The 12,062-nt window shown below is 73.9% G+C and carries 15 protein-coding genes; 12 read left to right on the top strand and 3 right to left on the bottom strand.

Going from position 1 to position 12,062, the window contains the following annotated elements; all coding sequences use genetic code 11:
• Window positions 1-120: 120 nt before the first annotated feature.
• From ACFV04_RS32245 to ACFV04_RS32205, 9 genes are all read left to right on the top strand, one after another.
• On the top strand, window positions 121-1,224 hold the full coding sequence (locus ACFV04_RS32245) for a hypothetical protein (protein ID WP_380342085.1): 1,104 nt from the start codon (window positions 121-123) through the stop codon (window positions 1,222-1,224).
• A gap of 213 nt (window positions 1,225-1,437) precedes the next feature.
• The gene (abc-f, locus tag ACFV04_RS32240; RefSeq protein ID WP_380342088.1) at window positions 1,438-3,036 is read left to right on the top strand and encodes a ribosomal protection-like ABC-F family protein; all 1,599 of its coding nucleotides are present in this window, start codon (window positions 1,438-1,440) and stop codon (window positions 3,034-3,036) included.
• Between the two features lie 327 nt (window positions 3,037-3,363).
• On the top strand, window positions 3,364-3,597 hold the full coding sequence (locus tag ACFV04_RS32235) for a helix-turn-helix domain-containing protein (RefSeq protein ID WP_030059940.1): 234 nt from the start codon (window positions 3,364-3,366) through the stop codon (window positions 3,595-3,597).
• Between the two features lie 252 nt (window positions 3,598-3,849).
• Window positions 3,850-4,656 carry an enoyl-CoA hydratase/isomerase family protein gene (locus ACFV04_RS32230; RefSeq protein ID WP_380534334.1) on the top strand — a complete coding sequence of 269 codons (807 nt, stop codon included), beginning with the start codon at window positions 3,850-3,852 and terminating at the stop codon, window positions 4,654-4,656.
• Window positions 4,657-4,835: 179 nt separating this feature from the next.
• Entirely contained in the window at window positions 4,836-5,345 is a 510-nt protein-coding gene (locus ACFV04_RS32225) for an Asp23/Gls24 family envelope stress response protein (protein ID WP_360265123.1), read from the top strand.
• Window positions 5,346-5,394: 49 nt separating this feature from the next.
• Window positions 5,395-5,586, top strand: coding sequence for a hypothetical protein (locus ACFV04_RS32220; RefSeq protein ID WP_360265126.1), 192 nt, complete (start codon window positions 5,395-5,397; stop codon window positions 5,584-5,586).
• Window positions 5,586-5,954 carry a hypothetical protein gene (locus ACFV04_RS32215; RefSeq protein WP_380534332.1) on the top strand — a complete coding sequence of 123 codons (369 nt, stop codon included), beginning with the start codon at window positions 5,586-5,588 and terminating at the stop codon, window positions 5,952-5,954. The genes ACFV04_RS32220 and ACFV04_RS32215 overlap by 1 nt, the downstream gene beginning before the upstream one ends.
• Window positions 5,951-6,718, top strand: a complete 768-nt coding sequence (locus ACFV04_RS32210) for a DUF6286 domain-containing protein (RefSeq protein ID WP_380534330.1) — start codon at window positions 5,951-5,953, stop codon at window positions 6,716-6,718. The genes ACFV04_RS32215 and ACFV04_RS32210 overlap by 4 nt, the downstream gene beginning before the upstream one ends.
• Window positions 6,715-7,362, top strand: coding sequence for an alkaline shock response membrane anchor protein AmaP (locus ACFV04_RS32205; protein ID WP_380534328.1), 648 nt, complete (start codon window positions 6,715-6,717; stop codon window positions 7,360-7,362). Before ACFV04_RS32210 ends, ACFV04_RS32205 begins: the two co-directional genes overlap by 4 nt.
• Window positions 7,363-7,365: 3 nt before the next feature.
• Here ACFV04_RS32205 and ACFV04_RS32200 read toward each other — a convergent pair whose 3' ends face one another.
• A complete protein-coding gene (locus ACFV04_RS32200) occupies window positions 7,366-8,127 on the bottom strand; it encodes an SDR family oxidoreductase (RefSeq protein WP_380534327.1) in 762 nt (253 codons plus the stop codon).
• Between the two features lie 135 nt (window positions 8,128-8,262).
• On the opposite strand from ACFV04_RS32200, the gene ACFV04_RS32195 reads away from it, so the two are divergent.
• Window positions 8,263-8,679 (top strand): MerR family transcriptional regulator, encoded by a 417-nt coding sequence (locus ACFV04_RS32195; protein ID WP_380534325.1) that lies wholly within the window; start codon window positions 8,263-8,265, stop codon window positions 8,677-8,679.
• Between the two features lie 3 nt (window positions 8,680-8,682).
• Window positions 8,683-9,015 (top strand): thioredoxin, encoded by a 333-nt coding sequence (gene trxA, locus ACFV04_RS32190; RefSeq protein ID WP_360265142.1) that lies wholly within the window; start codon window positions 8,683-8,685, stop codon window positions 9,013-9,015.
• A gap of 19 nt (window positions 9,016-9,034) precedes the next feature.
• On the opposite strand, the gene ACFV04_RS32185 is transcribed toward trxA, so the two are convergent.
• Window positions 9,035-9,832 carry an SURF1 family protein gene (locus tag ACFV04_RS32185; protein WP_380534323.1) on the bottom strand — a complete coding sequence of 266 codons (798 nt, stop codon included), beginning with the start codon at window positions 9,830-9,832 and terminating at the stop codon, window positions 9,035-9,037.
• Between the two features lie 31 nt (window positions 9,833-9,863).
• A complete protein-coding gene (locus tag ACFV04_RS32180; RefSeq protein ID WP_380342109.1) occupies window positions 9,864-10,847 on the bottom strand; it encodes a DEDDh family exonuclease in 984 nt (327 codons plus the stop codon).
• Window positions 10,848-10,974: 127 nt separating this feature from the next.
• On the opposite strand from ACFV04_RS32180, the gene ACFV04_RS32175 reads away from it, so the two are divergent.
• Window positions 10,975-12,018, top strand: a complete 1,044-nt coding sequence (locus ACFV04_RS32175; protein WP_360265150.1) for a zinc-dependent alcohol dehydrogenase family protein — start codon at window positions 10,975-10,977, stop codon at window positions 12,016-12,018.
• Window positions 12,019-12,062 lie beyond the last annotated feature (44 nt).

Genomic DNA, 12,062 nt, shown 5'->3' with positions numbered 1-12,062 from the left:
GGCGCAGGTCGGCGGGCGGGCGCGCGGGCGGGGGGCGCGGGGCCCCACGCGCCGTTCGCGGCACGGGCGCAACCCGTAACCGGGCTGACTCGCGTGCCCGGCGAAAGGTACGCTCCGGCGGTGTCCCGGAAGCCGCTGCGTGTACTGACCCCCCGCTCGATCCTGCCTGCCCTGGCGGTGATGCTGGTCCTTGCGGCCGGAGCTGCGGCCCACGCGAACAAGCCGGTGCCGTTCGGCGACCGGGTGGCGGGACCGGGGGACGCCGAGGCGACGCCGGTGAACTCCGAGTCGCTCAGCGCCGCCGACCTGGACCTGCGGGTGGGCCCCGGCCTGGAGGCCTTCCACAAGCAGACCGGCGAGCAGGCCTGGTCCTACCGCCGCGAGGGCGCCGAGGCGCTCTACCTGGCGATGGCCGGGGACAACGCGATCGTGGTCTGGGACGACGGCATCGTCACCTCGGTGCGCCCGGGCGACCACGAGGTGCGCTGGCACCGCGCGGTGCCGGGCCTGGCGGACTGGCTGCGCGGCGACGGCGAGCCCGGCGCCGACAAGCGGACCGACGCCCAGCGCAAGCAGCTCGCCAAGCAGCGGGCCGCGGCCGCGCTGCACACCGTCCAGCGCGACGGCTCGCCCTGGCTGGCCCTGATGACGCCGAATCTGACCATGGGACTGCGCGACGCCGACGGCGACCTGCGCTACAACGACAAGCCGGCCAACGGCTGCGCCTACGACCCGCTGCGCGCCGTGCACACCGACTACGCCGTGCTCATTCCGCGCACCTGCACCAACAGCAGCGGGCAGGCCGTCTCCGGCGGCATCACCGGCTACCGGCTGGACAGCAACGGCTGGGCGATGAGCACCGGCCCGGCCGCGACGGTCAAGGTGCTGGACCGCAGCCGGGTGGAGATCACCGACGGCCCGATCGTGCCGCCCAAGGTCTTCGACACCAAGGTCGCCGCGCCCGAGACGGCCTGCGGCGCCCCCGTCGCGCCCTTCGCCGCCGTCCGTCCGCAGGGCGGCTGCGTCGACCCGGCGGCGCCGCAGGGCGCCGACGCCGCGGTGGCACCGGCCCCCACGGCCCCGGTGACGCCGGCCGCGACCGACACCCCGGCCGCTCCCCAGGACACCCCGGCCGAGACCGGCGCCCCGGCGGCTCCGGACGGCCCGGCCGCCGCGGACACCCCGGCTCCGGCGGGCGACGGGCCGGTCGCGCAACAGCCGTGACCCGACGGGTCGTCGGGTCGGCGGGTACCCCGGGGCGGTAGGCGCCCGGGGGAGTTCCGCACGGCCCGGTAGACTTGCCGCCATGGCTATCTTCTCCGGGCAATAGCGGGCGGCGGCGCCCCAGGTGGTGCCGACCGCCGATGAAGCCCTTTCCGCCCGCCGGGCCCCGGCCCGTCCGGCCGCCCGCCCACGTCCCAGGAGTAGTTCCCAGCCATGATTTCCGCCAACGCCCTCGAGCTGCGCGCCGGTGCCCGGATCCTGATCGAGTCCGCGAGCTTCAAGGTCGCCGCCGGTGACCGGATCGGCCTGGTCGGGCGCAACGGCGCCGGCAAGACCACGCTCACCAAGGTGCTGGCCGGCGAGGGCATGCCCGCCGCCGGGACCATCACCCGTTCCGGCGAGGTCGGCTACCTCCCGCAGGACCCGCGCACCGGTGACCTGGACGTCCTCGCCAAGGACCGCATCCTCTCCGCCCGCGGCCTCGACACCGTGCTGAGGAAGATGCGCGAGAACGAGGAGCGGATGGCGAACGGCACGGGCGCCACCCGCGACAACGCGATGAAGAAGTACGCCCGGCTGGAGACCGAGTTCCTCACCAAGGGCGGGTACGCCGCCGAGGCCGAGGCCGCCACCATCGCCGCCGCGCTGGGCCTGCCGGACCGCATCCTCGGCCAGCCGCTGCACACCCTCTCCGGTGGTCAGCGGCGCCGCGTCGAGCTGGCCCGGATCCTGTTCTCGGACTCCGACGTGCTGCTCCTCGACGAGCCCACCAACCACCTGGACGCGGACTCCATCGCCTGGCTGCGGGACTTCCTGAAGACGTACAAGGGCGGCTTCATCGTCATCTCGCACGACGTCGACCTGGTCGAGACGGTCGTCAACAAGGTCTTCTACCTGGACGCGAACCGGTCCGCCATCGACGTCTACAACATGGGCTGGAAGCAGTACCAGCAGCAGCGCGAGGACGACGAGAAGCGCCGCAAGCGTGAGCGGGCCAACGCCGAGAAGAAGGCCGCGACGCTGAACGCGCAGGCCGACAAGATGCGCGCCAAGGCGACCAAGACGGTGGCCGCGCAGAACATGGCCCGCCGCGCCGAGAAGCTGCTCTCCGGGCTGGACCAGGTGCGCCAGAGCGACAAGGTCGCCAAGCTGCGCTTCCCGGAGCCGGCGGCCTGCGGCAAGACCCCGCTGACCGCGGCGGACCTCTCCAAGTCCTACGGCTCGCTGGAGATCTTCACCGGCGTGGACCTGGCGATCGACCGCGGCTCCCGGGTCGTCATCCTGGGCCTGAACGGCGCCGGCAAGACCACCCTGCTGCGGATGCTGGCCGGGGTCGAGCAGCCGGACACCGGCGAGGTCATCCCGGGTCACGGCCTGAAGATCGGCTACTACGCCCAGGAGCACGAGACCCTGGACCCGGAGCGCAGCGTCCTGGAGAACATGCGGTCGGCCGCGCCGGACACCGACCTGGTGCAGATCCGCAAGATCCTGGGTTCCTTCCTGTTCTCCGGCGACGACGTCGACAAGCCGGCCGGGGTGCTCTCCGGCGGTGAGAAGACCCGTCTGGCGCTGGCCACCCTGGTGGTCTCCTCCGCCAACGTGCTGCTGCTCGACGAGCCCACCAACAACCTCGACCCGGCCAGCCGCGAGGAGATCCTGGGCGCGCTGCGCGAGTTCTCCGGCGCGGTCGTGCTGGTCACCCACGACGAGGGCGCGGTCGACGCGCTCCAGCCGGAGCGGATCATCCTGCTGCCGGACGGCGTGGAGGACCTCTGGAGCCCGGCGTACGCCGATCTGGTCTCGCTGGCCTGACCGGAAGTAGACGCAGCCTCCGCTTTTCGGACCAGAAAAACTAGTCCTTACGGCGTGTCCGGGAATGAAGTAGACCCGGATTCCGTTTAAGGACTTCCCGTCGGCCCGCCACTCGATCGTGGTCGGGCCGACGCTGCTGATCAGCCCTTTCACGGCGAACGGCGGTAACCGCCCGGGGGCGTGCACTCTGCGTGAGCGCCCTGATGCGCTCGGATCACCACCGGCGGACCACGCATTTCCGACATCGACCTTGTCGAATGGGTGGCCAGGACGCGGTGGATGGGTGATCATGGGAATCTGACCGAGCAACGCTACGAGGAGGCACGGGTGGCCGAGACTCTGAAAAAGGGCAGCCGGGTGACCGGTGCCGCGCGTGAGAAGCTCGCGGCCGATCTCAAGAAGAAGTACGACTCCGGGGCGAGCATTCGCGCTCTCGCGGAGGAGACCGGTCGTTCGTACGGCTTCGTGCACCGGATGCTGAGCGAGTCCGGAGTGATCCTCCGGGGCCGCGGCGGTGCCACGCGGGGCAAGAACAAGGCGACTGCCGGGGCCGGTTCCTGACGGTTCGTCAGCTATTGGCTGGATGACGCGGCGGCAGGGCGCCGACCGAGGAGACGACGGCTGACCGACAGCCGGGCGTCCGCCCTCGGGTCGTGTGGACCGGCCGCCGATCGTCATGTCCGGGGTGCCGCCCACCCCCGCCCCCTCCCTTCGCGCGGGCCCCGGCGATCTTTCCGGGCCGGGCCCCTGCCCACCTGCGCCCAGTTTTGTTACTCTCCGGTAGCCACATCCCCCGCCACCGGAGGTCCCCGCATGACCGCCCCCGCCACCGAACCGCAGGCCCCGAGCTGGGAGCGGGACGGCGTCCGTCTGGAGATCGAGGGCGAACTCGCCGTCGTCACCCTCTGTCAGCCCAAGCGGCGCAACGCCCAGTCGCCCGCGCTCTGGCGCGCCCTCACCGACGCCGGTCGAGACCTGCCCGGCAGCGTCCGGGTCGTCCTGCTGCGCGCGGAGGGCGTCTCCTTCTCGGCCGGACTGGACCGGGCCATGTTCACCGCCGATGGCATCCCGGGCGAACCCACCTTCCTGCAGCTCGCCGGCGCGAGCGACAAGGAGCTGGACGACACCATCGCCTCGTACCAGGAGGCCTTCACCTGGTGGCGCCGCCCCGACCTGATCTCCATCGCCGCCGTCCAGGGCCACGCCGTCGGCGCGGGCTTCCAGCTCGCGCTCGGCTGCGACCTGCGGGTCGTCGCGGAGGACGTCCAGTTCGCGATGAAGGAGACCTCGCTCGGCCTGGTGCCGGACCTGGCCGGCACCAAGCCGCTCACCGAACTCGTCGGCTACGCCCGGGCACTGGAGATCTGCGCGACCGGCCGCTGGGTCGGCGCCGAGGAGGCCGCGGCGACCGGTCTGGCCAACCTGGCCGTGCCGGGTGCGGAGCTGGACACCGCCGCCCGGGACCTCGCGGCGGCCCTGCTGGCCGCTCCGCGCGGCGCGGTGATCGAGACCAAGGCCCTGCTGCAAGGGTCCGCCGGGCGCACCTTCGAGGAGCAGCGCTCGGCCGAACGGGTGGCGCAGGCCCGTCGGCTGCGGGAGCTCGCCGGCATCGGGGACTGACGCCGCCGCTCCGATCGAAGGCCCGGCCCCGGGGAACGCCCCGGAGTCGGGCCTTCGGTGCTTCCCGGGTGCTCCGCCCGCGTCCCGCGGCGTCCGCTCGGCGGGCGCAGAACGTGGCGAAATGCCAGAGTTGGGGAGGTTTGCGATATAGCTGGAGCCGTACGACGGGAGAAGCGCCCATGCCTGACACTCCGACGCCCGCGACCCTGCACAAGAACGCCGGCGGCACCCCGCTGCCCGGCCCGCCGCCGGGTGGCTCCGGCGGACCGAAGCCGGTCGAGGACCGCGGTCGCACGGCGCTGGCCGTCGGCGTGGTGGAGAAGATCGCCGGGATGGCGGCCCGGGAGGTCTCCGGGATCCACGCGCTGGGCTCCGGGCTCGCCCGGACGTTCGGCGCGATGCGGGACCGGGTGCCCGGCGGCAAGTCGAGCATCGGGCGTGGCATCAAGGCCGAGGTCGGTGAGAAGCAGACCGCGATCGACATCGCCCTGGTGGTCGAGTACGGCGTGGTCATCCCCGAACTCGCCCGCCAGGTGCGGGAGAACATCATCGCCGCGGTCGAGCGGATGACCGGCCTGGAGGTCGTCGAGGTCAACATCGCGGTCAACGACGTCCACCTCCCGGACGAGCCGGAGTTCGAGGAGGAAGAGGAACCGGCGGCGCCGGGACAGCGGACCAAGCTCAAGTAGCGGGCGGCCCCGGCGGGGCACGACGCCGCGAGGAACGAGGGAGTAGCGGATGAACCTGGCCATCGTCGGCCTGGTGGTGGGCATGGCCCTCGGCTTCGCCGGGTACTTCGGGGGGTTCGCGGCGTTCCTGCTGGTGGCCGCGCTCGGGCTGGTCGGCTTCGTGGCCGGGCGCCTGCTGGAGGGCGACATCGAGCTGGGCGAGCTCGGGGACCTGTTCCGCGGCCGCGACCGGCGCCGCTGATGGGGGCCACCGCCTCCGCCGCCTCCGCTCCTGCCCCCGGCCCGGTGCCGGCGTCGGGCCGGCGGGGGCGGCTGCGGGTCGCCGACCGCGTCTACGCCCGGATCGCGGCCCAGGCGGTGCGGGAGGTGCTGGCCGTTGCCTGGCCCGCCGGGCGGGCGAGGGGCGCGCCGCCGCGGGTCTCGGTGGCGGTGCCCGGCAGCACGGTGACGGTCCGGGTCGAGGTCGAGCTGCCCTTCCCGTCGGACGTCGCGGGGCTGGCTGCGGCGATGCGGCGGGCGATCGCCGCGAGGGTGCTGGGGCTGACCGGGACCAGGGTGTCGGACGTGGTGGTCGTGGTCGAGAAGCTGGTGGCGGGGGGAGCCTCGTGAGCGGCGCGGGCGACGCGGGTGCGGAGGTCGTCGGGGGGCCGGGGACGGCCGACGCGGAGCCCGGCGGCGAGTCCGGCGAGGCGTCCGGCCGGGCCGCGCCGGGGAAGGTGCACCGGCTGCGGGCGCCGCGGACGGTGGCCGCGACCCTGGTGGCGACGGTGGTGCTGGTGGCCGCGGGAGCGCTGCTGTACGACGTGATCGCGGTGCGGGCGGGGCAGCCGGCACGCAGGTGGCGGACGCAGATCGCGGACGAGCTGGCGACCCGGCACCTCGACGACGTGTGGGTGCTGGTGGGTGCCGGAGTCGCGACGCTGCTGGGCGGCTGCCTACTGTGGCTCGCGATCGCGCCCGGGCTGGGGAGGTGGCTGGTGCTCCGGCCGTACGGGGGGACCGCCGCGGCCGTCGACCGGGCCGGGATCGGTCACCTGCTGACGGACCGGGCGGCCGGGCTGGCCGGGATCGACCACCTGCGGATCCGGGTCGGGCGGCGGCGGGTGCGCGTGTCGCTGACCGGGGCGGCGGACCCGGCGTCGGTGCAGCGGCAGTTGCGGGAGGAACTGGACCGGGTGGGACTGGCGCGACCGCTGCGGCTGGACGTGCGGACGGCGGGTCGACGCGGGGCGGGCGCGGGCACGGGGACGGGGACGGCGGACGGCCCGGAGGACGGCGAGCTCACGGAGGACGGCGAGCGCCCGGAGAACGGGAAGGGCCCGGAGCAGGAGGACGGCACGGGAACGGGGCCGGGAACGGGGGTGGCGGGGTGACGCGGGTGGTCGTCAACCGGGTGCTGCTCGGGGTGGTGGGGGTGCTGCTGCTGGGTGTGGGGGTGCTGGTGCTGCTGGGCGGGCTCGACCTGTACCGGTGGGCGGGGGTGCACCCGCCGGGGTGGTGGCCGCTGACGTCGCCGGGCCGGCCGGTGCTGAGCGCGCGCTCGCGCGGGCGGTGGGTGTCGTCGACGTGGTGGTGGCCGACGGTGATCGGCGGGCTGGTCGTGCTGGTGGCCGGGATGGTGTGGTGGCTGGTGGCGCAGCTGCGGCGCACCGGGCTGCAGAGCATCGCGGTGCCGACCCCGGGGGTGAGCGGGCTCCGGCTGCGGGTCGGCGCACGGGCGTTGGAGGAGGCGATGGAGACCGGGACGGTGGTGCTGCCCGAGGTCGAGCGGGTGGGCGTCCGGCTGGTGCGGGCGCCGCGGCACCCGCGGTTGCGCGGCACGGTGCGGTTGACGCCCGGCGGCGACCCGGTCGCGCTGGTGGAGCACTTCGAGGACGGGCCCCGGGCCGATGCCTGCGGCAGCCTGGGGCTGCCGGAGCTGCCCGCGGACCTGCGGATCCGGGTACTGCAGGCCGCCCCCGCCGAGCCGCGGCACCGGTGGCCCCGGCGGCGGCGGAGGCAGTCGAGGGTGATCTAGGGATCAGAGGGTGCGCAGGGCGCCGCCGTCGACCGGGACCATCAGGCCGGTCAGGTAGGAAGCGGCGGGGGAGAGAAGGAAGGCAGCGACCTTGCCGAACTCCTCGGGGGTGCCGTAGCGGCCGAGCGGGATGCCGGCACTGGCTGCGGCGCGGGCGGCGTCCGGGTCGGCGGCGAGGGAGTCGAGTTCGCGGACCCGGTCGGTGTCGATCCGGGCGGGGAGCAGGCCGACCACCCGGATGCCGCGGGGGCCGAGTTCGTCGGCGAGGGCCTTGGCGGCCATCGCCAGGCCGGGGCGCAGGCCGTTGGAGATGCCCAGGCCGGGGATCGGCTGGCGGACCGAGCTGGAGAGCACGAAGCCGATCACGCCGCCGGCGGGGAGCACGGCGGCGGCCGCGCGGGCGAGGCGCAGGGCGCCGAGGAAGACCGACTCGAAGGCGTTGCGCCAGGCCTCCTCGGGAGTGGTCTCGACCGGGCCGGCCTGGGGGCCGCCGACGCTGATCAGGATGCCGTCGAGACGGCCGAAGTGCTGCCGGGCCTCGGCGATGAGGCGCTCGGGGGTGTCGGGGGAGGCGTTGTCGGCGACCACGCCCCGGGCGGTGCCGAGGGCGCCGAGTTCGGCCACGGCCTGGTCGACGGCCTGCGGGGTGCGGCCGCTGACGAGGACGCGGGCGCCGTCGGCGGCGAGTTCGCGGGCGGCGGCGAGGCCGAGGCCTCGGGTGGCGCCGGTGACGATGTAGGCCTGGTCTTTCAGTCCGAGATCCATGGGGACATCTTGCCGGGTGGGGTGGGGCGCCGGAGCCGGGGTCCGGCTCGCGGAAGGGCGGGCGGCGGGGCTGGCGTTGACGTCCGGGGGAAGGTTTACGGTCGGTACCGGTTGTGCGGGAGGAGCGGGTTCGGCATGCGGATCGGGGAGTTGGCGGAGCGGGCGGGGACGACCACCCGGGCGTTGCGGTACTACGAGCAGTTGGGGTTGTTGCCGGCCCGGCGGGCGGGCAACGGGTACCGGGCGTACGACGAGGGGGATCTGCGGCTGCTGCGGGAGATCCGGACGCTGCAGGACTTCGGATTCGGGCTGGAGGAGACCCGGCCGTTCGTGGAGTGCCTGCGGGCGGGCCACCCCGAGGGGGACTCGTGTCCGGCGTCGCTGGAGGTGTACGAGCGCAAGCTCGCGGAGCTGGACGACTGCATCGAGCGGCTGCAGGCGGCCCGGGCACGGGTGGCCGGGCAGTTCGAGCGGGCGGTCCGGGCGCGGGACGACCTCGCGGCCTCCGAGCAACCACCACGGTGTGAACTGACGAGGACGACGGAGGAGTAGACGATGGTGGAGATCGCGGGTGTGCCGGCGGTGACGGACGAGACGTTCGCCGCGGAGGTGCTGGCGGCCGAGGGGCCGGTGCTGGTGGACTTCACGGCCGACTGGTGCCCGCCGTGCCGGATGATGGCGCCGGTGCTGGCGGACGTGGCGCGGGAGGAGGCCCACCGGCTGCGGGTGGTGAGCGTCGACGTGGACCGCAACCCGCGGACGCAGGCGGCGTACGGGGTGCTGTCGATGCCGACGCTGATGGTGTTCCGGGGCGGGCAGCCGGTGCGGTCGGTGGTGGGCGCGCGGGCGAAGGCGCGGTTGCTGCGGGAGCTGGAGGACGTGCTCTAGCGATGGGCCGGGGCCGGGCCTAGGCGGGGACGGGTTCGGTGACCGTCTCGGGTTCGGCGGCCTGCTTGGCGCGGTCCTTGGCCTCACGGCGGGCGAGGATCCAGACGCCGACCGGGATCATCGCCGTGAACAGCCACCACTGGATGGCGTAGGCCATGTGCGGTCCGATGTCGGAGTGGTCGGGCGCGGGGATCAGCTCCGGCTGGTCGCCCGGGTCCGGCGTGGTGGCGGCCAGTTCGAGGTAGCCGCCGAGGAGGGGGTTGCCGCTCTCCTTGGACTGCTCCTCGGTGTTGATCAGGTTGAACTGGCGGTCGGGCAGACCGGCGCGGTCCTTGATGCCGCTGGCGCCGTACGTCTCGTCGGGGCGCAGGCGGCCGGTGAGGGAGACCTCGCCGGCGGGGGCGGCCTGGACGGGCGGGTACTGGGTGGCGCTCGTGCCGGAGGCGACCCAGCCGCGGTTGACCAGGACGGTGCCCTTGCCGTCCGCGAGCTTCAGCGGGGTCACGACGAAGTAGCCGATGGTTCCGCTGGAGTCGGTCCGCTTGCGGACCACGAACTCGTGCGCCACGTCGTACTGGCCGGTGGCGGTCACGGCGCGCCAGGTGACGTCCTTGGGGACCGTGAAGCCGGAGGTCGGCGACAGGGTGTCGAAGGGGACCGGGGACGCCGTGAGGGCCTTGCCGATCAGCTCGTTCCGGGCCACCCGCGCCTCGTGGCGGTGCAGCTGCCAGAAGCCCAGCTTGATCGTCGCGGGGATCAGCAGCAGCGCGATCAGCATGGTGATCAGCCACTGGCGGGTCAGCAGAAAACGGTACACATGGGAACGGTACGCCGACCTCACAACGGGCTCACGCACCGGGGTGCGGGGCGACCTCGCGCAGCAACTGGAGGAAGGCGTCCTCGGTGACCACCGGGGTGCCGACCTCGCGGGCCTTGCGGGCCTTGCCGCTCCAGCTGTCCGGCTCGTTGGTGACCAGCAGGCTGGTGAGGCGGCTCACGGAGGTGGCGATGTGCAGGCCGGCCTCGACGGCGCGGTCCTCCAGGAGTTCGCGCTCGGTGGAGGTGTCGCCGGTGAAGGCCACCCGCATGCCCTGGACCAGGGGCTTGCCGTCCTGCCAGCGCCCCGGGTTGGGGTACGGGCAGGGCGGGCGCTTCTTGGCCTGGCGGTAGCCGGAGCCGGTCCAGGAGGCGCGGCCGGGGGCGGCGGGCTCGTCCTCGCCGAGGTCGGTGACCGCGACGCAGTTCTGCAGCGGCAGCGGGACGCCGCCGAGGCGGGCGAGGTGCAGGCTGGGGCGGAAGGCCTCGGCGAGCACCCGGGCGTCGTCCAGGGCGTTGTGGGCGTGGCGCTGCCGGACGCCGAAGTGGGCGGCGAGCGAGGCCAGCTTGCCGTTGGGCAGCGGCAGCCGCAGGTCGCGGGAGAGGACCATGGTGCAGATCCGCTGCTCGACGGGGGCGTGCAGGCCGGCCCGGGAGAACTCGCGGGAGATCATGTTCCAGTCGAAGAGCGCGTTGTGCGCGACCAGGACCCGGCCGCGCAGCCGGTCCGCGAACTCGTCGGCGACCTCAGGGAACGTGGGGGCGCCCGAGAGCAGCTCGGAGGTCAGGCCGTGGATCCAGACCGGGCCCGGGTCCCGCTCGGGGTTGACCAGGGTGTACCAGTGGTCGGTGACCTCGCCGTCCGGGTCCAGCTGGTAGACGCCCGCGGAGATGACGCGGTCGGAGCGTCCGAGACCGGTGGTCTCGACGTCGACGACCGCGAAGCCCTCGGTGGGGGCGGCGGAGCGCTGGGCGGGGACCGGGACGGTCCTCGGCGCGGGCTGGATCGGTTGCATGGTCCAACAGGATAAGGGGCGGCGAGGAGGGGCCTGGCCGGAATGTTCCGATCGACCGGCCGGAATAGAGTGGTCGGCGGGGGTGTCGTACACCTGGTCGAGATCGTTCTCAGCGAAGGAACAGCGCATGCGTGCCACCGTGATCCACGGCCCCAACGACATCCGGATCGAGGACGTTCCGGACCCGGTGATCCAGCACCCGACGGACGTGGTGCTCCGTGTGGTCAACGCCTGCATCTGCGGCAGCGACCTGTGGGCCTACCGCGGGGTGGCCCAGCGGGTGGCCGGGCAGCGGATCGGGCACGAGTTCCTGGGCGTGGTCGAGGAGGCCGGCGCCGAGGTGCGCGGCTTCGCCAAGGGCGACCTGGTGGTGGCGCCGTTCGTCTGGTCGGACGGGACGTGTGATTTCTGTCGCGAAGGCCTGCAGACCTCCTGCCCGCACGGCGGGTTCTGGGGGCAGGTCGGCTCGGACGGCGGCCAGGGCGAGGCGGTGCGGGTGCCGTTCGCGGACGGCACCCTGGTGAAGCTGCCCAAGGAGGCGGCGGGCGACGAGAAGTTGCTGCCCGGCCTGCTGGCGCTGTCCGACGTGATGTCGACCGGGCACCACGCGGCGGTCTCGGCGCGGGTGCGGCCTGGGTCGACGGTCGCGGTGGTCGGTGACGGCGCGGTCGGCCTGTGCGGCGTCCTGGCGGCGCACCGGCTGGGCGCGGGCCGGATCATCGCGCTGGGCCGGCACACCGCCCGGACCGAGCTGGCCCGGCGCTTCGGGGCGACGGACGTGGTGGCCGAGCGCGGGGACGCCGCCGTGGAGGCGGTGAAGGAGCTGACCGGTGGCCAGGGCGCGCACGCGGTGCTGGAGGCGGTCGGCACCGAGGAGTCGATGCGTACGGCGATCTCGATCGCCAGGGACGGCGGCGCGGTGGGTTACGTCGGGGTGCCGCACGGCGGCAGCGCCGGCGTGGACATCGGTCAGATGTTCGGCCGAAACGTTTCGCTGAACGGCGGCGTCGCGCCGGCCCGCGCCTACATCCCGGAGCTGCTGCCGGACGTGCTCTCCGGGGCCATCGAGCCGGGCCTGGTCTTCGACCGCACGGTCGGCCTGGACGACGTGCCGGACGGCTACCGCGCGATGGACGACCGCTCGGCGCTGAAGGTCCGGATCGCTTTCTGACGCATCGTCAAAAGGGGCGGCACCGCTGGTCGGTGCCGCCCCTT

This window comes from Kitasatospora sp. NPDC059599 (genome assembly GCF_042735125.1).
Classification (GTDB): Bacteria; Actinomycetota; Actinomycetes; order Streptomycetales; family Streptomycetaceae; genus Kitasatospora.
The sequence above is the reverse complement of the archived record's forward strand: the minus strand, read 5'-3'. Positions and strand labels throughout refer to the sequence as shown.

What these genes read in the sequence shown, in the direction of transcription:
- ACFV04_RS32200 (WP_380534327.1), bottom strand. Translation starts at nt 8,127, where the DNA reads ATGGATCTCGGACTGAAAGACCAGGCCTACATCGTCACCGGCGCCACC.
- ACFV04_RS32225 (WP_360265123.1), top strand. Translation starts at nt 4,836, where the DNA reads ATGCCTGACACTCCGACGCCCGCGACCCTGCACAAGAACGCCGGCGGC.
- abc-f (WP_380342088.1), top strand. Translation starts at nt 1,438, where the DNA reads ATGATTTCCGCCAACGCCCTCGAGCTGCGCGCCGGTGCCCGGATCCTG.
- ACFV04_RS32220 (WP_360265126.1), top strand. Translation starts at nt 5,395, where the DNA reads ATGAACCTGGCCATCGTCGGCCTGGTGGTGGGCATGGCCCTCGGCTTC.
- ACFV04_RS32215 (WP_380534332.1), top strand. Translation starts at nt 5,586, where the DNA reads ATGGGGGCCACCGCCTCCGCCGCCTCCGCTCCTGCCCCCGGCCCGGTG.
- ACFV04_RS32230 (WP_380534334.1), top strand. Translation starts at nt 3,850, where the DNA reads ATGACCGCCCCCGCCACCGAACCGCAGGCCCCGAGCTGGGAGCGGGAC.
- ACFV04_RS32180 (WP_380342109.1), bottom strand. Translation starts at nt 10,847, where the DNA reads ATGCAACCGATCCAGCCCGCGCCGAGGACCGTCCCGGTCCCCGCCCAG.
- ACFV04_RS32175 (WP_360265150.1), top strand. Translation starts at nt 10,975, where the DNA reads ATGCGTGCCACCGTGATCCACGGCCCCAACGACATCCGGATCGAGGAC.
- trxA (WP_360265142.1), top strand. Translation starts at nt 8,683, where the DNA reads ATGGTGGAGATCGCGGGTGTGCCGGCGGTGACGGACGAGACGTTCGCC.
- ACFV04_RS32195 (WP_380534325.1), top strand. Translation starts at nt 8,263, where the DNA reads ATGCGGATCGGGGAGTTGGCGGAGCGGGCGGGGACGACCACCCGGGCG.